General features: G+C 63.2%; 13 protein-coding genes. 6 read left to right on the forward strand and 7 right to left on the reverse strand.

Features of this window, described 5'->3' with window-relative positions; translation table 11 throughout:
* Nucleotides 1-451: 451 nt before the first annotated feature.
* Entirely contained in the window at nt 452-2,884 is a 2,433-nt protein-coding gene (locus AC54AF_RS10790) for a membrane-bound PQQ-dependent dehydrogenase, glucose/quinate/shikimate family (RefSeq protein ID WP_496636547.1), read from the forward strand.
* 91 nt (nt 2,885-2,975) lie between these two features.
* Here AC54AF_RS10790 and AC54AF_RS10795 read toward each other — a convergent pair whose 3' ends face one another.
* The 4 genes from AC54AF_RS10795 to hemC are packed head-to-tail and all read right to left on the reverse strand — an operon-like array spanning nt 2,976 to nt 7,080.
* A complete protein-coding gene (locus tag AC54AF_RS10795) occupies nt 2,976-4,172 on the reverse strand; it encodes a heme biosynthesis protein HemY (protein WP_496636548.1) in 1,197 nt (398 codons plus the stop codon).
* A 4-nt stretch (nt 4,173-4,176) separates the two neighbouring features.
* Nucleotides 4,177-5,337 carry a uroporphyrinogen-III C-methyltransferase gene (locus tag AC54AF_RS10800; protein WP_496636549.1) on the reverse strand — a complete coding sequence of 387 codons (1,161 nt, stop codon included), beginning with the start codon at nt 5,335-5,337 and terminating at the stop codon, nt 4,177-4,179.
* Complete coding sequence (locus tag AC54AF_RS10805; protein WP_496636624.1) at nt 5,334-6,116, reverse strand: uroporphyrinogen-III synthase; 783 nt, start codon at nt 6,114-6,116, stop codon at nt 5,334-5,336. Before AC54AF_RS10805 ends, AC54AF_RS10800 begins: the two co-directional genes overlap by 4 nt.
* Nucleotides 6,109-7,080, reverse strand: a complete 972-nt coding sequence (gene hemC, locus AC54AF_RS10810) for a hydroxymethylbilane synthase (RefSeq protein ID WP_496636625.1) — start codon at nt 7,078-7,080, stop codon at nt 6,109-6,111. The genes AC54AF_RS10805 and hemC overlap by 8 nt, the downstream gene beginning before the upstream one ends.
* Nucleotides 7,081-7,359: 279 nt before the next feature.
* Between hemC and ppc the strand changes: the two genes are divergently transcribed.
* Both ppc and AC54AF_RS10820 read left to right on the forward strand, forming a co-directional pair.
* Entirely contained in the window at nt 7,360-10,221 is a 2,862-nt protein-coding gene (ppc, locus tag AC54AF_RS10815; RefSeq protein ID WP_496636550.1) for a phosphoenolpyruvate carboxylase, read from the forward strand.
* A gap of 177 nt (nt 10,222-10,398) precedes the next feature.
* Nucleotides 10,399-12,156 carry a PAS domain-containing sensor histidine kinase gene (locus tag AC54AF_RS10820; protein ID WP_496636551.1) on the forward strand — a complete coding sequence of 586 codons (1,758 nt, stop codon included), beginning with the start codon at nt 10,399-10,401 and terminating at the stop codon, nt 12,154-12,156.
* Between the two features lie 210 nt (nt 12,157-12,366).
* Here AC54AF_RS10820 and rpoD read toward each other — a convergent pair whose 3' ends face one another.
* Complete coding sequence (rpoD, locus tag AC54AF_RS10825) at nt 12,367-14,928, reverse strand: RNA polymerase sigma factor RpoD (RefSeq protein WP_496636552.1); 2,562 nt, start codon at nt 14,926-14,928, stop codon at nt 12,367-12,369.
* 583 nt (nt 14,929-15,511) lie between these two features.
* Here rpoD and AC54AF_RS10830 point away from each other — a divergent pair.
* The 3 genes from AC54AF_RS10830 to AC54AF_RS10840 are packed head-to-tail and all read left to right on the forward strand — an operon-like array spanning nt 15,512 to nt 17,125.
* The gene (locus AC54AF_RS10830; protein ID WP_034786166.1) at nt 15,512-16,021 is read left to right on the forward strand and encodes a ProQ/FINO family protein; all 510 of its coding nucleotides are present in this window, start codon (nt 15,512-15,514) and stop codon (nt 16,019-16,021) included.
* Between the two features lie 9 nt (nt 16,022-16,030).
* Nucleotides 16,031-16,678, forward strand: coding sequence for a 3'-5' exonuclease (locus AC54AF_RS10835; RefSeq protein ID WP_496636553.1), 648 nt, complete (start codon nt 16,031-16,033; stop codon nt 16,676-16,678).
* Nucleotides 16,679-16,699: 21 nt separating this feature from the next.
* Entirely contained in the window at nt 16,700-17,125 is a 426-nt protein-coding gene (locus AC54AF_RS10840) for an SMI1/KNR4 family protein (RefSeq protein WP_496636554.1), read from the forward strand.
* 21 nt (nt 17,126-17,146) lie between these two features.
* Here the strand turns inward: AC54AF_RS10840 and AC54AF_RS10845 are convergent, their stop codons facing one another.
* Both AC54AF_RS10845 and AC54AF_RS10850 read right to left on the reverse strand, forming a co-directional pair.
* Nucleotides 17,147-17,494, reverse strand: coding sequence for a DUF4870 domain-containing protein (locus tag AC54AF_RS10845; protein WP_496636555.1), 348 nt, complete (start codon nt 17,492-17,494; stop codon nt 17,147-17,149).
* A gap of 99 nt (nt 17,495-17,593) precedes the next feature.
* Nucleotides 17,594-19,006 carry an aminotransferase-like domain-containing protein gene (locus tag AC54AF_RS10850; protein WP_496636556.1) on the reverse strand — a complete coding sequence of 471 codons (1,413 nt, stop codon included), beginning with the start codon at nt 19,004-19,006 and terminating at the stop codon, nt 17,594-17,596.
* Nucleotides 19,007-19,115: the final 109 nt, after the last annotated feature.

Consider the following 19,115-nt stretch of genomic DNA (forward strand, 5'->3'; position numbering starts at 1 on the left):
GAATAATAAGTAAAAACACTTAAGTGATACTACCGCCATTCCGTAGTTAATACCTGAAATAACTGTGTATTTTCATTTCAATATCACCATTCCATAAACATGGTTATTGCGACCGGTATTGCATTTATTGCAGCCACTTATAACAACAGTTCGATGGTCATTCATCCCGCGATGTCTCTGCATTATTGCGCGAACATTTCGACATCCCCATCCAAGCTGCCTTCCAGCCCGTCACAGGTCTCATCCAGCATAATATTTGTTCTCATTTGAAGTGTTTATTTGATTCAAATGACAGCCCCGCCAAAAAATGACGCGACCAGAAGACAATCATCAATTCTGATAAACTATAACATTCTGGTGATTCCAAACTTTGTATATTCTGCAATCGACGCTTCCCTGAATTCAATATGGCGCATCCACGCGCCACCGATAAATCCTTGCAAAAAGGAATATGATGATTCCCTCTTTCCGGCCCGGGCCTTTATTAAAGGTCACCGGCGTTATTTTCATTCTGTTTGGCCTCGCCCTGCTGGGCGGCGGCATCTGGCTGGCGTCTCTTGGCGGCTCGTGGTACTACCTGCTGGCCGGCATTGGCATGCTGATCGCAGGCGTGCTCGTCTTCAAAGGCAAGCGCAGCGCGCAACCGTGCATGGCGCTGCTGCTGACCGCCACCCTGATCTGGTCCGTGATTGAAGTGAAATTCGACTGGTGGCAATTGCTGCCGCGCCTCGACATCTGGTTTGTCGCCGCCGTCTGGCTGCTGCTGCCCTTCGTCAGCCGCCGCCTGGCGCCACCCGCCGCAGGCGCAGCGAAACAGCCGCAGGCAGGCAAGACGGCCCTCTCCGCCGCCGTGGCCCTGACCGTCATCGCCGGCGTCATCGCCCTGTTCCAGGATTACCATGACCTGCATGGCGAGGTGCCGGCCGAAAACATGGCCGCCACCGCCAGCGGCGACCTGGCGCCCGGCGTCGAGCACAATGACTGGTCCGCGTACGGCCGCTCCGGCTATGGCGACCGCTACGCGCCCGCCGCGCAGATCACGCCGGCCAATATTTCCGGCCTGAAAGAAGCCTGGACCTACCACACGGGCGACTTCAAGGGGCCGAACGACCCGGGCGAGATCGCCAACGAAGTCACGCCGCTGAAGGTCAATGACATGCTGTACCTGTGCACGCCGCACAATATCGTCATCGCCCTGAACCCGGACACTGGCAAGGAAATCTGGCGCCACGATCCGAAGATCAACCGCGACGCGGCCAGCTACCAGCACATGATCTGCCGCGGCGTCGCCTACTGGGACGTGAACGCGGGCCGCGCGAAGAACAATCCCGCGCCCGAAGCTGCCAGCATGGAATGCCCGCGCCGCATCCTGGCGCCGACCATGGACGGCACCATGATCGCCGTGAATGCCGATACGGGCGAGTCGTGCCAGAGCTTTGGCAACAACGGCGTCGTCAACCTGTATAAGAACATGGCGATGATCAAGCGCGGTTTCCTGATGCCGACCTCGCCGCCAGCCGTGGCGCAAAACGTGGCCGTGATCGCCGCCAGCGTGACGGACAACCATTCGACGGAAGAGCCGTCAGGCGTGATCCGCGGCTACGATCCCGTCACCGGCAAGCTGCTGTGGAACTGGGATCCGGCCACGCCGGAAGATACGCAGCCCTTCCCTGAAGGCAAGAACTACACCAACAACTCGCCCAACTCGTGGGGCGTGGCCAGCATCGACGAAAAGCTGGGCATGGTCTACATTCCGATGGGGAATGAAACGCCCGACACCTGGGGCGGCAACCGCAACAAGAATGGCGAGAAATTCAACAGCGCCATCGTCGCGCTGGACCTGGCGACGGGCAAGGTGCGCTGGGTCTACCAGACCGTACACCACGACATCTGGGACATGGATATCGGCGGCCAACCGTCGCTGGTCGACATCGACACGCCGAAAGGCAAAGTCCCGTCCGTCGTGGCCACGACGAAACGCGGCGACATCTACGTGATCGACCGCCGCGACGGCAGCCTGGTCGTGCCGGCGCCGGAAAAACCCGTGCCAACGAGCAATCCTGCCGCCGGCGACACCCTGTCGCCCACGCAGCCGTTCTCTGCCCTGACCTTCTTGCCTGAGCGCAATATCAGCGAAGCGGACATGTGGGGCACGACGCCGTTCGACCAGCTCGCCTGCCGCATCATCTTCAAGGAACGCCGCTATGAAGGCCCGTTCACGCCGCAAACGGCCGGCAAGGGCGCCGTCATTTCCCCCGGCCCGCTGGGCATCTTCGAATGGGGCGGCGCCGCCATTGACCCCGTGCGCCAGTTGTTGATCGTCAACCCTGACTACATGGGCTTCCTGGAAAAACTCGTGCCGCGCGCGGAAACGACGGCCAAGGGCGGCACCGGTGGCGAAATGGGCTTGCAGCCGCAGACGGGCGTCCCGTTCGCCGTGGAAATCAAGGCCTTTTTGTCGCCGCTGGGCTTCCCATGCCAGGCACCGCCGTGGGGCTATGTGGCTGCCGTCGACCTGCGCACCATGAAGAAAGTGTGGATGCACAAGAACGGCACGACGCGCGACAGCGGCCCCGTGCCGATCCCGTTGCCACTGGGCGTGCCCAGCCTGGGCGGCATGGTCACCACCGGTGGCGGCGTGACCTTCCTCAGCAGCACGCTCGACTATTACATCCGCGGCTACGATGTCAGCAACGGTAAAGTACTCTGGAAAGCCCGCCTGCCAGCCGGCGGCCAGGCCACCCCGATGAGCTATGTATCGAACAAGTCGGGACGCCAGTTCGTCGTCGTCATGGCCGGCGGCCACGGTTCGCTGGGCACGAAGATGAGCGACACCCTGGTCGCGTATGCCTTGCCCGAAGGCACTGCCGTACCGAAGAAGTAAACAGGTAACAGCGCACTGCGCCATGGAGTGCGCGCACAAAAAAAGCCGTTCAGTCTGCACTGAACGGCTTTTTTACGTCTGAATACTCACATTACAGGATGGTGGCCAGCGCGCACTGCCGGTAATGCGCGGCGGCCTGTTCCGTCTGCTGCAAGGCGTCGTGCATCTGCGCCAGCTTCAGGTGGGCGTCGCGCACCATGTGCGGCTCGCTCGCGTCCGACAAAGCCTGCTCCAGGTGGCGCTGGGCCTTGCCCCACAGTTTTTGCTTGAGGCACAAGGTGCCCAGGGTCAGCGCCAGTTCCGCGTCCAGCGGACGCTGTTTCATCCATTGCTCGCAATGCTCGATCTGCAGCAGCAGGGCCGGCGTGCCGCTCGGGGCCGCCGCGTCGCGGTAGGCGCGCACGACGCGCTCGTCCCAGTCGGCCGCCAGCGACTCTTCGCACACGAGGCGCGCTTCGTCGTGCAGGCCGCGCGCATTCAGGGCCGTGGCGGCGCGGCAGGCGATATACGGCTTGACGCGGTCCGCGCTTGGCACGGTGGACCACACGCGCATCAGCGATTCGGCGTCATGCGACGGGTCCGACAGCAAATGGTCGTAGGCCAGTTCGCGCAGGCGCGACGACAGGGCCGGATGCAGGGCGCGGTGCTTGTCGAGCGAACGCACAAGGCGCAGCACTTCCGGCCAGTTCTTCGCCTGCTGCTCGGCTTTCAGCGACCATTGCAAGGCATGGATATGGCGCGTGCCGCTGGCATTGAGTTCGCGCACGGCGGCCAGGGCCGCTTCCGGCTGGTGATCGTCGACCAGCAATTCCGTCACCGTCATCAAACGCGCCGTCTTCAGGCTGGCATCGCCTTCGACTCTGGCCAGCCAGCTGTCGCGGCGTTCGGACTGGCGCATGCGGTGCGCGGCGCGCGCGCCGATCAGCGCGGCCAGGCCGGCGTTTTCATCGAGTTCTGCGGCGCGCAAGGCGGCTTTTTCCGCATGGCCGAAACGGCCTTCGAACAGGGCTTTCAAGGCTTCGCGCAAGCCCTTGTTGCCATCGCGCTCACGCTTGCGCTGGCGGTAGGCCGCCACTTGCGCCGGCATGCGCACGGTGGCGCGCACGGCGCGCACCAGCAGGTACAGCAGCACGAACAGCACTACCTGCAGCAGCAGGAAGAAATTGAGCGACAGATCGATGCGGTACGGCGGATAGAACAGCACCACGTTGCCGGGGTTGAAACGGGCCGTCACGGCGATACCGATCGCCGCGGCCATCAGGGCGAGTAACCAGAGAAATAGACGCATGGGCTCAGGACTTCGCTTTGTAGTTGCGCACAGCCGCCAGGCTGTCGGACAAGGTTGGCATTTCGATGGCCAGGTTGCTGCCCTGCACCTGTCGCAGCAGGGCTTGCGCCGTCTGCGTGCTCTTGGCGCGGGTGTCGAAATACCTGGCCAGCGCATCCTGCGCGGCGATCAAGTCGTTGCGGAAAGCCGTTTCATTGCGCGACAACAAGGCCATGCGGGCATTGAGCAGGCGCAGCTTGACGTTTTCACGCAAGAAATACGATTGCGTCGGCGACAGCATCAGCGCTTCCGGCGTATCGACTCTGCGGATGCGGATCAATTGACGCACGTCATTCCACATGTCGCCGCTCCAGGTATTGAAGCCGTCGCGCACTGTTTGCAGCAGCGGTTCCGGCGCCGGCGGTCCCACCAGCTTGCCGCTGGCGTCGCGCACGGACTTGGTCCCGGCCTTGGCCTTGCCAGCCTTTTCCGGCGCGGCCGGCAAGGCCGGCGTTTCGTCGGACAGCATCGGCAGGGAATCGACCTGGGCGATCACGGCATCGAGGCGCAGGGCCACGCCCGTCGAATCGACGCTGGGCAAGGCCTTGAGTTTTTCCATGTCGCGCCCGATGGCGCGGCGGATGGTGATGAATTGCGGCTTGTCGGAACGCGACAGGCTGCGGTCGGCGTTTTGCAGGGCGATCAGCGCGCCGGGCACGTTGCCGGCCAGTTGCAGCTGCTGGCTGGCCGTCGACAGCACTTGCTCGATTTCCGTCAGCGCCCATTCGTCGCGGTTCTTCGACAAGTCGTTGTACAGCTGTTCCAGGGCCAGCTGCTGGCTTTGCGTTTCGCTCTGGCGGTTTTCCAGCGCGCCCACCTTGATTTGCAGCTCTTTCGTGCCTTCTTGCACGTTGCGCGCCAGCACGCCCGTTTCGGCATTGCTGACGTCGCCCTTTTGCAGGCGCTTGGCCACTTCTTCGCGCAGGTTGCGGATCTGCTTGCTGGTCGACCAGCTTTGCGCAGCCAGCAGCACGGCCAGCACGATGACGGCGATGCTCATGGGCTTTTGCAGCTGTTCGAGCAGGGTCGGCGCGCGGCCGGCAGGTTGGTCGGCCGCCTGCGGCGCCGTCTTCACGGCGCCGCCAGGCGTTGCATTCGGTTCGGAGAGTGTAGGCATTTCGTTCATGGTCGTGATTGTAACGCGGCGAGCACGCCTGCGTCGCCTGATCCTGTCAAGGTGACACGGGCAAAACCCAGGGCCGCCGCCGTTTGTGCAATGCGGGCGTGCGGCACGATCAGATGCTGCTGTTGCATTTTCACAACAGCCGTCTTTTCAACATCCATTTCGCCCAGCAGCGCCAGCAAACCGCGCAGCGCTTCCGAGCTGGTGATGATCCAGTCATTATTATGCTGCAACAGCTTTTCCAGGGTCGCCCGCAAGGCCGGCGTCAGCGTTGGCACCTTGCGGCGGTAGGCCGTGACGAACTCGACTTCGGCGCCGGCCGCGCGCAAGCCGTCGGCCAGGTAATCGCGCCCACCATCGCCGCGCACGATCAGCACGCGCTTGCCGCGCAGGGCCGGCAAGTCCAGCGCCAGCAACAGGTGTTCGGAATCGCTGCGCGCCGTGTCGAGCGGGCTGGTGATGCTGGCGTTGGCCTGCGTGACGCCATGCGCGGCCAAGGCCATCCGGCTGCCCTCGCCCACCACGGCCAGCGGCACACCTGGCGGCCAGGCGGGCAAGTGCGCAAAGACGCAATCGATGGCATTCGGCGAAACAAACGCCACCAGGTCGTATTCCGTCAGGCGCGCCAGCACGGCTTGCAGCTGCGCGCATTCGTCCGCGCCCTCAAGCGCGTGGATTTCCAGCAGCGGCAGCAGTTGCACGGGCCGGCCCAGCGCCGCGATGTTGGCGGCCAGCGGCCCCGCTTGCGCTGCGGGCCGCGTGATCACCACGCTGTCAGGCATGCGGCGCCAGGCCTTCATGGTTGTCGGGCGTGACGGCGCATGCGGCGAGGATGCCGGCGGCATCTTGCCCACGCAGCAATTCGGCCACCTGTTCGCCCAGCAGTTCCGGCGCGCCGGCCGGGCCTTCGAGCTCGGCGCTGGCCATGCGCGCGCCGTCCGGCGTGGCGACCATGGCGCGCAAGCGCATCTGTTCGCCTTCGACCGTGGCGAACGCGGCCAGCGGAATCTGGCAGCTGCCGCCGAAGATCTTCGACACCTTGCGCTCGGCCGTGACAGCTTGCGCCGTAGCCGTGTGGTTCAGCGGCGCCAGCAGGCGCACCAGGTCGGCGCCGTCGACGCGTCCGCTGCGGATCTCGATCGCCATGGCGCCCTGGCCGGCGGCCGGCAGGCTGTCTTCCGGCGCCAGCACGGCGCGGATGCGCGACGCCAGGCCCAGGCGTTTCAGGCCGGCGGCGGCCAGGATGATGGCGGCGTAGTCGCCACGGTCCAGCTTGCCCAAACGCGTATCGAGGTTGCCGCGCAGGGGCAGGATCGTCAGGTGCGGATAGCGCGCGGCGATCAGCGACTGGCGGCGCAGGCTGCTGGTGCCGACGACGGCGCCATGCGGCAGCTCGGCCAGGCTGGCGTAATCGTTCGACACGAACGCGTCGCGCGGGTCTTCGCGCTCGAGGATGGCGGCCAGGGCAAAGCCTTCCGGCAACTCCATCGGCACGTCTTTCAGCGAATGCACGGCCAGGTCGGCGCGCCCCTCTTCCATCGCCACTTCCAGCTCCTTGACGAACAGGCCCTTGCCGCCTACCTTGGACAGGGCGCGGTCCAGAATCTGGTCGCCGCGTGTGGTCATGCCGAGAATTTCAACGCTACACTGCGGATACAGGGCGGCCAGGCGCGCGCGCACGTGTTCAGCTTGCCACATGGCAAGGCGGCTCTCGCGCGTGGCGATCACCAGGCGGGCGGGTATCATCGGCGTCAATTCGTTCGGGGTCAATTCGGATGCTTTCAAAACAAGGTTCTTTCGCTGTCGTTGTCGTTTTTCGTTGCCATTTCGCCGGACGTGATACCGATATGTATCGAAATGGCGCCCGGCGTCGCTATAATCGTTATCCCTTTGCCTACACGGCCAAGTCAGGCTAGCGTCCATGTTCAAGACCACAAATTTTATCATGCGCCCCCTCCCCTCTGCGGCCAAACGCCCGGTGCGATCCACATTCCCTTGCTTTTACACTTACTTTGGTTCTTTATTATGCTCAATGACGCAGTAGCACCAGAAATAGTCCCGGCCGCCGGCTCCGACAAGGACGCGCCGCTGAAGGAAGACATCCGCCTGCTGGGCCGCCTGCTGGGCGACGTGCTGCGCGAACAGGAAGGCGACGCCGTCTTCCATGTGGTGGAAACCATACGCCAGACGTCCGTGCGCTTCCGCCGTGAAGCGGACGCGGGCGCCGCGCTGGAACTCGACGCCATGCTCAAGGAACTGAGCCGCGAACAGACGATTTCCGTCGTGCGCGCCTTTTCCTATTTTTCGCACCTGGCCAACATTGCGGAAGACCAGCACCACATCCGCCGCCGCCGCGCCCACCTGCTGGCCGGTTCCCCGGCGCAAAAGGGCAGCGTCAGCTTCGCGCTGAAAAAACTGCGTGCCGCCGGCGTGCCGCGCAAGACCGTCGACACCTTCTTCCAGGACGCCCTGATCGCCCCCGTGCTGACGGCCCACCCGACGGAAGTGCAGCGCAAGAGCATCCTCGACGCCGAGCACGACATCGCCCGCCTGCTGGCCGAACGCGACGCGCCACAGACGCCGAAAGAGCGGCAAGCCAATATGCAGCTGCTGCGCTCGCGCGTGGCCACCCTGTGGCAGACGCGCATGTTGCGCTACTCGAAGCTGACGGTGGCCGACGAAATCGAAAACGCCCTGTCCTACTACCGCATCACCTTCCTGCGCGAACTGCCGGGCCTGTATGACGACATCGAGGACGACATCGCCGCCGAGTACCCGAACGGCGACGGCACCATCGAACCGATCAACGCCGCCTACGTGCAGATGGGCAGCTGGATCGGCGGCGACCGCGACGGCAACCCGAACGTGAATGCGGGCACCATGCAGCACGCGCTGGCGCGCCACGCCACCACCATCCTCGACTTTTACCTCGACGAAGTGCACGCGCTGGGCGCGGAATTGTCCGTCTCGACCCTGATGGTGGGCGTGAGCGCCGAACTGCAGGCGCTGGCCGACCAGTCGCCGGACGCCTCGCCGCACCGCAGCGACGAGCCATACCGCCGCGCCCTGATCGGCATCTATGCGCGCCTGGCCGCCACGGCGCGCGCGCTGGGCGCCACCAACATCCTGCGCAAGGAAGTGGGGCCGGCCGCGGCCTATCCGGACGCGGCCGCCTTCGTGCAAGACTTGCGCACCATCGTCGCCTCGCTGGAAACGCACCACGGCATCGCCCTCGTGCGCCCGCGCCTGGCTACCCTTGCCCGCGCGGCCGACATCTTCGGTTTCCACCTGGCGTCGCTGGACATGCGGCAGACTTCCGACGTGCACGAGCGCGTGCTGGCCGACCTGTTCGCGAAAAGCGGCGTGGCGGCCGACTACACGGCCCTGTCCGAAGAAGACAAGCAAGCGCTGCTGCTGAACGAACTGGCCCAGCCGCGTCTGCTGTACTCGCCCTACATCGCCTACGCCGCGGAAACGGATTCCGAACTGGCGATTTTGCGCGCGGCGCGCGACATCCGCCAGCGCTACGGCGCGCGGGCGATTCGCAACTACATCATTTCACACACGGAAACCGTGTCCGATTTGCTGGAAGTATTGCTGCTGCAAAAAGAAACGGGCTTGCTGCGCACCGACTGGCGCATCACTGACGAGATGGGCGGCGACGGCGACAGCACCTGCGAGCTGATGGTCATCCCCCTGTTCGAGACGATACCCGACCTGCAGCGCGCGGCCGGCATCATGAGCCAGGTCATGGCCTTGCCGTTGGTCAAGCAATTGATTGCCAAGCAGGGACAGTTGCAGGAAGTCATGCTCGGCTATTCCGATTCGAACAAGGATGGCGGCTTCCTCACGTCGAACTGGGAACTGTACAAGGCGGAACTGGCGCTGGTGGCGGACTTCCGGAAGGCCGGCGTCAAGCTGCGCCTGTTCCATGGCCGCGGCGGCACCGTAGGCCGTGGCGGCGGACCCAGCTACGAAGCCATCCTGGCCCAGCCGCCGGGCACCGTCAACGGCCAGATCCGGCTGACGGAACAAGGCGAGATCATCGCCTCGAAGTTTTCCAACGCGGAAATCGGCCGGCGCAACCTGGAATTGCTGGTAGCCGCCACCCTGGAAGCGAGCCTGGCGCCGCACGAAGCCAATCCGGCCCGCAACAGCCAGCTGGCGCAGTTCGAAGCCGTGATGGCGCAGCTGTCGGACCTCGCCTATCACGCCTACCGCGACCTCGTGTATGAAACGCCGGGGTTTACGGAGTATTTCTTCTCGGCCACGCCGATTGCGGAAATCGCCGAGCTGAACCTCGGTTCGCGCCCCGCTTCGCGCAAGGCCAACCAGCGCATCGAAGACTTGCGCGCCATTCCCTGGGGCTTTTCCTGGGGCCAGTGCCGCTTGCTGCTGCCGGGCTGGTTCGGCTTCGGCAGCGCCATCGAGGCCTGGATCAAGCAGGCTGACGGCGCCGCGAAAGATGACAGGATCGCCACCCTGCGCGCCATGTATGCCGAATGGCCATTCTTTGCCACCCTGCTGTCGAACATGGACATGGTGCTGGCCAAGACAGACCTGGCGATTGCCTCGCGCTATGCGGAACTGGTGGCGGACCAGGACTTGCGCGAGCGCATCTACAAGCGCATCACGGACGAGCATGGCAACACCTTGCGCTGCCTGGAGCTGATCACCGGCAACACCGAGCGCCTGGCGGGCAATCCGCTGCTGGCCCGCTCGATCCAGAACCGCTTCGCCTATCTCGACCCGCTGAACCACTTGCAGGTGGAGTTGATCAAGCGCAACCGCGCCCTGTCGGCGCAAAGCCGGATCGACGAAAGGGTGCACCGCGGCATCCAGCTGTCGATCAATGGTGTCGCGGCAGGCCTGCGCAACACGGGCTGATCGCGGCTAGCCGTCTGTGGCAGGCAGGGGCCGGCACCGCAAGGGCCGGCCCTTTTGCTTGCTTAATGACAAAATATTCTCAAGAAAGCAACAATTGGTATTACACTAGCGTCGGATACCTTCCCCACTCCGGCCCCATGCACACCGCAGCGGCCAACCATGACGCCAGGGACGCGGATGAGCAAATGGTCGATTGAAACGCTGGGCGCGGCATGCGCCGCCCTCATTCTCATCATGCTGGGCTGGCTGGCCGGCGCGGCCTGGCCGGAGCTCGACTTCTGGGAGCACGTCTGGCTGACCCTGCTGCTGGCCGCTGCCGCCGGCGCGGTCGTCTGGCTGATGCGCACGCTGCGCAGCCACCTGGCCATGACGCGCGCGCAGCTCGACGATAGTCTCATGCGCTACCAGCACCTGAGCGAAACGGCGCAGGATGGCATGTGGCAGACGGATGCGCATGGCCGCATCCTGTACGTCAACCAGCGCCTGTGCGACATGCTGGGCGTTCCCGCCGAACAGCTGCTGGACCACTCGATGGACGAATTCCACGACGAGGCCACCTTGCTGCGCCTGTGCCCGCTGCGCCAGACGGCGACCGATAGCTGCATGGGAGAACTGCAGTACCGGCATGGCGACGGCACGGAGCGCTGGGCCATGCTCAGCGGACGCCGCCTGTACGACCGGCACGGCACCCTGACGGGCGCGCTGGTCATGGCTGGCGACATCACGGAACAGAAGCGGGCCGAACACGCGTTGAGCCTGGCCCATGCGGAGCTGGAAAGCCGCGTGGCCTTGCGCACGGCCCAGTTGCTCGATGCCAATCTCCAGCTGTCCGCGGAAATCGCCATGCGCGCGCAGACGGAAGCGGCCCTGGCGCGCAGCGAAGAGCGGCTGCAGGACATCATTTCCATGATGCCCCTGTCGCTGTTCCTGAAAGATGCCGCTTCGCGCATGCTGCTGATGAACCAGGCCTGCGAACAGCAATGGGGCGTGCGATTCCAGGATATCGCCGAGGGACGCGACGTGCAGCACTTCCCCGCGGAGCAGACCCAGGGATTCCACGCGGCGGACCAGGAAGCGTTTGCCAGCCGCCAGGTGGTGATCCGCGAAGAACTGGTATGGAATGCGCGGCTGCAGGAAAACCGCCTGCTGCAGACGCATAAAAAACCCATCTTCGATGCGCAAGGGCGGCCGCAGATGATCATCGCCATGGGCATCGACATCACGGAAAGCAAGCGCAACGAGGAAAACCTGCAGCGCACCCTGGCGCAGCTGCGCGAACTGACCGACCACCAGCAGACCATCAAGGAAGAGGAAAGGCGCCGCATCGCGCTCGACATTCATGACGACCTGGGCCAGAACCTGATGGTGCTGCGCATCGACGTGTCGCTGCTGCATGCGCGCACGGCCAGGACCCACCCGCGCCTGCACCGCCACGCCCAGCGCGTGCTCGACACCATCGACGCCACCATCCGCTCCGTGCGCACGATCATCAATGACTTGCATCCCAGTACCCTGGAGCTAGGACTGGGGCCGGCGGCCGAATGGCTGATACGCCAGATGGAAAGCCGCGGCGCCATCCGCTACCAGCTCTCGCTCGACAGCCAAGTGCCCGACCTGGGCCTGGACCAGCGCCAGACGTCGGCCATCTTCCGAGTGCTGCAGGAATCGCTGTCGAACATCGTGCGCCACGCGCAGGCCAGCGAAGTGGAGGTGGCGCTGGCGCAGGATACGGATGCCATCGTGCTGCGCATCAGCGACAACGGCATCGGCATGCAGCCGGACGACCATGGCAAGAAGGCCGCCTTCGGCCTGAAAAGCATACGCGAACGCGTCCACGCGCTGGGCGGCGAACTGCGCATCGACAGCCAGGCGGGCCAGGGCACGGCGCTGGCCATCCGTCTGCCCGTCGCCAAAAGCCAGCCCATCGAAGCCTAAGTAACCCCCAATAGATTATTGTGATTTCTGGCTTCCATATCCGGCGCTCTGCGGCGTTACCCGCTGCTAGCAGTGCTCGCACTGCTAGCAGCGGGCGCCCTGCATGGCATCCGGTTCTGTTCTTCATAAATTCACAATAATTTCCTGAGGATTACTTAGGGCAATTCCAAGACGAAAAAAAAGAGGCTTGCGCCTCTTTTTTGTGACTGATTAGTTTTGCGTCAGGAAAGTTTTCAGCTTGTCCGAACGCGAAGGCTGGCGCAGCTTGCTCATGGCTTTCGCTTCGATCTGGCGGATGCGCTCGCGCGTCACGTCGAACTGCTTGCCCACTTCTTCCAAGGTGTGGTCATTCGACATTTCCACGCCGTAGCGCATGCGCAGCACTTTCGCTTCGCGCGGCGTCAGGGAATCGAGCACTTCCTTGATGACGTTGCGCATCGACGCATGCAGTGCGGCGTCCAGCGGCGCCAGGGTGGTGTTGTCTTCGATGAAGTCGCCCAGTTGCGAATCGCCATCTTCGCCCATCGGCGTTTCCATGGAAATCGGCTCTTTCGCGATCTTCATGATCTCCCGCACCTTGTTTTCCGGCATTTCCATCTTGACGGCCAGAGTCGCCAGATCCGGTTCGCTGCCCGTTTCCTGCATGATCTGGCGCGAGATGCGGTTCATCTTGTTGATCGTTTCGATCATGTGCACCGGCACGCGGATGGTGCGGGCCATGTCGGCGATCGAACGCGTGATGGCCTGGCGGATCCACCAGGTGGCGTAGGTCGAGAACTTGTAGCCGCGGCGGTATTCGAATTTATCGACCGCCTTCAGCAGACCGATGTTGCCTTCCTGGATCAGGTCGAGGAATTGCAAGCCGCGGTTGATGTATTTCTTGGCGATCGAAATGACCAGGCGCAAGTTGGCCACCGTCATTTCGCGTTTTGCGTGACGCGCGCGCTTTTCGCCGGCAGCCATCTGCTTGTTGATCTTGCGCAAGTCCGCCAGCGGCAAGGCCACGCGGGCTTGCAAGTCGATCATCTTCTTTTGCAGTTCCTTGACGGCAGGCACGTTGCGGCTGAGGATGGCGCTGTACGGATACTTGCAATCGACTTCGCGGTCGACCCATTCCAGGTCACATTCATTGCCCGGGAACACCTTGATGAAGTGGGCGCGCGGCATGCCGCATTTGTTCACGCACAGTTCCAGCACGGCGCGCTCGATGTGGCGCACTTCTTCCATCTGGCCGCGCAGGGTGTCGCACAGCTTTTCGACGACCTTGGCCGTGAAGCGGATGCCCAGCAATTCCTGCGAAATGGCTTCCTGCGCCTTGATGTAGGCTTTCGAGTTGTAGCCCTCGGGCGCCTTGCGCATCTTCTCGTACTGCGTCGAAATGACGTTGAATTTCTCCAACGCATTCTTTTTCAGCTGCGCCAGCTGTTCGCTGGAGAAACCGGCCGCGCCGCCATTGGCGTCGCCGTCTTCTTCCTCGGCTTCTTCTTCCTCTTCCTCGTCGTCACCGCTGGCGGCTGCGGCCGGGGCGGGAGCGGCGGCCGGTGCCGGGGCATTGCTTTCGTTCAAGTCGACAAAGCCATCGACCACTTCATCGACCTTGATTTCGTCGCGCGCGATTTTCTGCGACAGGGCAACGATTTCGCCGATGGTGGTGGGGCAGGCGGAAATGGCCTGGATCATGTCTTTCAGGCCGCCTTCGATGCGCTTGGCGATCTCGATCTCGCCTTCGCGCGTCAGCAGCGCCACGGCGCCCATTTCACGCATATACATGCGCACGGGGTCGGTGGTGCGGCCGAAGTCGGAGTCAACCGTCGACAAGGCGGTAGCGGCAGCCGCTTCCACTTCATCGTCGCTGGTGACGGTGGCGACGTTGTCAGTCAACAACAGGCTTTCCGCGTCAGGGGCGCGCTCGTAGACGGCGATGCCCATGTCGTTGAAGGTGGCGATGATGCCTTCGATGGCTTCCGGATCGATGATGTTTTCCGGCAATTGGTCATTGATCTCGGCATAGGTGAGGAAACCGCGCTCCTTGCCCATGTTGATCAAGCCCGTGATCTGCTTGCGGCGGCGCTCCAGATCCGCTGCCGATGCTTCCGGATCGCCCAGCGCGTCCGCCAGGCCGCCCTTGGCCTTGCGGTCGCGCGCTTTCGACACGGCCTTCAGTTCGGCGCGCTCGACGGCGTTGAGTGCTGCCACTTCATCGTTTTCCGGCGTGAATTCGCTAGGCTTGCGGCCACGGCGGCCTGGCACCTTGACGGTTGGCAGGAAATAATTCGAGGTATCGATGGCGGCCAGGGCATCGGCGTCCGTGGTCTTGCTGACCACTTGCGCGCCGGTGATGATGGTCACGGGTGCCGCTTCAGGCTTGGCGCGCACGACTTTTGTACGGGCTGCCGTCACCACTTTATTCGTGGCGGCGCTTTCGCTGACCTTGCGCGGCGCGGCCGGGGCCTTGGCGCCGGGGGCGATCTTCACGCTTGGCGTCTTGGCCGGTGCGGCTTCGGCGGCCTCGGCCACGTCGGCAACAGCCTCGGCGGCTGGCGCGCTGAAGGCCGCTTCCGCAGCCGGCTCGGCCGGTGGCACGGCAGCCAGGCGCGAGCGGCTTTTCTTCACCACGGTGACGACGGTCGGCGCCGTCGTGACGGTGGCTTCCGGATTCGCTTGCGCATTATCGATGAAGTAAGATAAAGTCGTTTTGGGTACGGCAAGTGGTGCCGCGGCTGGGCGTGGCGCCTTGGCGGACAACGTTAAAGTTTTTGGCGTATTCTTCATGAGATATCTCTTAATGCGAGACCAGATGGTGTCGGCGCGAAGTGAATGATTCCACCTAAGCCTGCGAAACCGGACTCGATGGAGCGTATTGTTGCGGCTGCCGTATTAACGGCAGCGGCGCCTGTCTATCGGGACGTTCACAGCCCGCGCATCCGGCATGAGGAGCGGCGGGGCCGAACGGCGAGGGCCGAAGCCGGGTCAGATAAATAAGCGATGTACATTGCGGAATGAAAAAAAGCCCGTACCAGAACGGGCTTGAATCTATTGTTGTTCAGTGAAGACACAGCGGAGAGCAAGATTATGCACGAAGGCCAGTTATCTGGATAATTGATAAGCAAAATATCTGATATCAAAAATATCAATAATCGTGGCCCTGCACCGCACTGCTCCTATCCCCTGCACACCTGAGCCAGACCGTCAAATACGGGGTCCAGTCATCAGCGCAAGCGGACATTATACACATTTCCCGCATTTCGCGCTTGGCATGGCCAGCCACGCGCACGCAGATCGCAGCGCAAGTTGCCAAAAAAGACAATGCACTTGCCTGTGGCGCGTGCTATGCTCCCCTTTTATAGCCCAACCAATGATGTCGATGACCAGCTCCACGCCAGACCAGCAAGCCACCACTCCTGACACGCCAGTCGATGCAGCCCCAGCGGCGGCACCGGCCGCAGCGACCACGCCGGCGCCTGCCGGCCTGACCGCGCGCGCCCTGCTGAAGCAGTTCCAGGAGCAATTCCCGCCTTTCCGCGATTGCCTGCCCTTGTCGATCGGTATCGACAAGCAGATCCTGGCGCGTCTGCCAGACCTGGACCGCAAGCTGATGCGCACGGCGCTGGGCATCCACACGGGTTCGCTGCGCTACCTGCGCGTGATGGAAAAAGCGAAGGTACGCTACGACCTCGACGGTACCGCCGGCGCGGAAGTGACGCAAACCCACCGCGACCACGCCACGCAAGTGTTGCAGCAACGCTTCAAGAAGGAAGCCGAGCGCAAGAAAGCCGAGCGCGACGCCGCCGCTGCGGAAGAAGCGAGCCGTTTGCGCCTGGAAAAACTGAATCAGCTGACCGCGAAATTCTCGCGCAAAGGCTGATCCGGTTTCATGGACACAGCTGCCGCACCGCCACTGCCCCCCTATCAAGGCATTGCACTCGAGCACGTCAAGCTGGTACGCACCAGCGATGATGCAAAAGCGGCCATGGCTGCCCTGCTGGCAGCGGACGCCATCGGCTTCGATACGGAATCGAAGCCGACTTTCGTCAAGGGCGAGTCCTCCACGGGCCCCCATTTGATCCAGCTGGCCACCGACGACATCGCCTACCTGTTCCAGGTGGGCAGCACGCCGGCCCCGGCCCTGGCCGAACTGAAAGCCATCCTCGAATCGACCACCACCCTGAAAGTGGGTTTTGGCCTGTCCGACGACGTCAAGCGCCTGCGCAACAAGCTGGGCATCGCGCCGGCCCAGGTGCTCGACCTGTCCGTCGCCCTGCGCGGCGGCCAGCGCAACGACCTGGGCGCAAAGACGGCCGTGGCCAAGTTCTTCGGCCTGCACCTGCAGAAATCGAAAAAGATCTCCACCACCAACTGGGCCACCTCGCGCCTGACGGAAAAGCAGATCCTGTACGCGGCCGACGATGCGCAAGTGGCCCTGCGCGTGTACCGCCGCTGGATCGCCGACGGCGGTAAAGTAGCACCGCAAAAAGCCCCGCGCGCCAGCACGCCGCCTGTCCCGCCGCCTATCGCCGCCTGAGCCGGCGCGCCATCCTGCAGCATGAGCAAGAACAAGTCCATCGGTACCAGCCAGGCAGCGATCGCCGCCGCCGAACAGGCGCTGGGGCGAACGCTGCCCGCGTCCTACGTGCAATGGTTATTGGTTAACAATGGCCGCGCGCTGGGCGCCTTGAGCGTGTTTCCCGTCTACGACGAAGCGAATGCGCGCAAGACGTGGGAATCGATAGTGCGCCACTACAACACGAGCTGGCAGGAATGGCTGGAGAATGTGGATGGCGGCAACGATGCGAGTACCCTGCTGCCCTTTGCCCAGTTCGGCACGGGCGACTATTACTGCTTTGACTATGCGCAAACGGGACCGAGCGGTGAACCGGTGGTTGTGCTGTGGTCGCATGAAACAGGCGCCACCAGCACGGTGGCGCCCGACTTTGCCGCCTTCCTGGCCCTGCCCGGCCGTCCGGGATGAAACCCGGCGGCCGGCGCAAGCTTATTTGACGAGGCGCAAGGTCAAGGGATAACGATAAGTGATGCCATTGCTGGCCTTGACAGCGGCGACGATCGAGCACACCAGATTGGCCAGCGCCACGATCCAGAACAGAAACAGGCCGATCAGCACGAACGACAGGATGAAGCAGGCGAAATACCAGATGATCAGGGTGATCTGGAAATTCAGTGCTTCGCGGGCGTTCTCGGCCGAGAATTTATCCGCATCATCCTTCTTGATCAAGTAAATGATCAGCGGCGCCACCCAGCTGGTGAACAGGCCGCCAACGTGGGACAGAATGGCCAGCGTCGTATCTTGCGTACGACCCACTTCCGGCTGCGTGTTGTCCATTATCATTCCCATCATTAGTTATAGATACATCAATATAACAGCAATATTTCTTTTTGGAATGAAACACTTGCTGCCGCAAGGGACTTTTTTTGTGCTCCGCTATGCCGCCGCCAGTGCCAGCCGCCCCAAGGTGGCGATAGCCTCTTCCAGTTGCGGACTCCACGGGTGGCCGTAATTGAGGCGGATGCAATGGCGAAACGCGCGCGTAGCGGAAAAAATGGGGCCGGGCGCGATGCTGATGCCGGCCGCCAGCGCGCTGCGGTGCAAGGCCAGCGCATCAATGCCCACGGGCATCTCGACCCAGACGAAATAGCCGCCCTGCGGCCGCGTCACCCGCGTGCCAGGCGGAAAATGCACGGCGATGGCTTGCAGCATGGTGTTTTGCTGCGCCGCCAGGGTCAGCCGCAGTTGGCGCAAATGGCGGTCGTAGCCGCCCTGCGCCAGGTAATCGGCCAGCGCCATCTGCAGGGGTATGGGCGCCGACAGGCTGGTGGTCAGTTTCAAGCGTTCAACCTGGCGCGCGTAGCGGCCCGCCACGGCCCAGCCCAGGCGAAAGCCGGGCGCCAGGGTCTTGGAAAACGAGCTGCAATGCATGACGAGACCCGCGCCGTCATGGCTTTTCGTCAGGCCGGGACGCTGCTTGCCAAAGTACAGTTCGCCATACACGTCATCCTCGATCAGCGGCACGCCGTGGCGCGCCAGCAAGTCCACCAGCGCGCGCTTCTTTTCCGGCGGCATCAGGCTGCCGAGGGGATTCTGGAAATTCGTCATCAGCCAGCACGCCTTCGGCTGGTGGCGTTGCAGCAACTCTTCCAGCGCCGCCAGGTCGACGCCGTCGCGCGGGCTGGTGGCGATCTCGACTGCCTTGAGTTCCAGCCGCTCCAGCGCCTGCAGACAGGCATAGAAGCTGGGCGACTCGATCAGCACCGTGTCGCCGGGCCGCGTGACGGCTTGCAGGCACAGGTTCAGCGCTTCCAGCGCGCCATTCGTGATGACGATGTCGTCGCTGGAAACGGGCACGCCGTCAAGCTGGTAGCGCAGGGCGATCTGGCGGCGCAGCTCCGCATTGCCCAGCGATAAATCCGTGACGGTGCTCCACGGGTCGAGGCGGCGCATGCTGGCCGACACGGCCCGCGCCAGTTTTTCCATCGGGAACAGATGCGGGCTGGGGAACGCCGAGCCGAAGGGCACGATATCGCGCGCCCCCACGGCGCCCAGCACTTCGAACACGAGGTCGCTGACATCGACGGTGGTGCTGGCGTCGAGCGGACGCGAACTGTCCGGCTCGGGGGCCAGCGCGGCGCGCTGCGGCGCCACGTAATAGCCGGAGCGGGGGCGCGAGACGATCATGCCGCGCGCTTCGAGCAAATAGTAGGCCTGGAACACCGTCGACGGACTCACGCCCCTGCGCGCATGCTGCTGGCGCACGGAGGGCAACTTATCACCAGGCAGCAACAACTGCGTGCTGATCATGGCGGCCACTTCTTCCGCCAATTCCTCATATCGTTTCAACCCTGCTCCTCAAACTGATCCGTAGTTTTATTGCACAACTGATCCTGTCACAGTGACAGCGCCCGTTATATGCTAGGGTAACAACATCCGGGCAGCAACACCGGCACGC

Source organism: Janthinobacterium sp. JF4 (assembly GCF_059617925.1).

Excerpts from the sequence above, each read along its gene's own strand:
- AC54AF_RS10790 (WP_496636547.1), top strand. The coding sequence starts at position 452 with ATGATGATTCCCTCTTTCCGGCCCGGGCCTTTATTAAAGGTCACCGGC.
- AC54AF_RS10795 (WP_496636548.1), bottom strand. The coding sequence starts at position 4,172 with ATGCGTCTATTTCTCTGGTTACTCGCCCTGATGGCCGCGGCGATCGGT.
- AC54AF_RS10800 (WP_496636549.1), bottom strand. The coding sequence starts at position 5,337 with ATGAACGAAATGCCTACACTCTCCGAACCGAATGCAACGCCTGGCGGC.
- AC54AF_RS10805 (WP_496636624.1), bottom strand. The coding sequence starts at position 6,116 with ATGCCTGACAGCGTGGTGATCACGCGGCCCGCAGCGCAAGCGGGGCCG.
- hemC (WP_496636625.1), bottom strand. The coding sequence starts at position 7,080 with ATGATACCCGCCCGCCTGGTGATCGCCACGCGCGAGAGCCGCCTTGCC.
- ppc (WP_496636550.1), top strand. The coding sequence starts at position 7,360 with ATGCTCAATGACGCAGTAGCACCAGAAATAGTCCCGGCCGCCGGCTCC.
- AC54AF_RS10820 (WP_496636551.1), top strand. The coding sequence starts at position 10,399 with ATGAGCAAATGGTCGATTGAAACGCTGGGCGCGGCATGCGCCGCCCTC.
- rpoD (WP_496636552.1), bottom strand. The coding sequence starts at position 14,928 with ATGAAGAATACGCCAAAAACTTTAACGTTGTCCGCCAAGGCGCCACGC.
- AC54AF_RS10830 (WP_034786166.1), top strand. The coding sequence starts at position 15,512 with ATGATGTCGATGACCAGCTCCACGCCAGACCAGCAAGCCACCACTCCT.
- AC54AF_RS10835 (WP_496636553.1), top strand. The coding sequence starts at position 16,031 with ATGGACACAGCTGCCGCACCGCCACTGCCCCCCTATCAAGGCATTGCA.
- AC54AF_RS10840 (WP_496636554.1), top strand. The coding sequence starts at position 16,700 with ATGAGCAAGAACAAGTCCATCGGTACCAGCCAGGCAGCGATCGCCGCC.
- AC54AF_RS10845 (WP_496636555.1), bottom strand. The coding sequence starts at position 17,494 with ATGGACAACACGCAGCCGGAAGTGGGTCGTACGCAAGATACGACGCTG.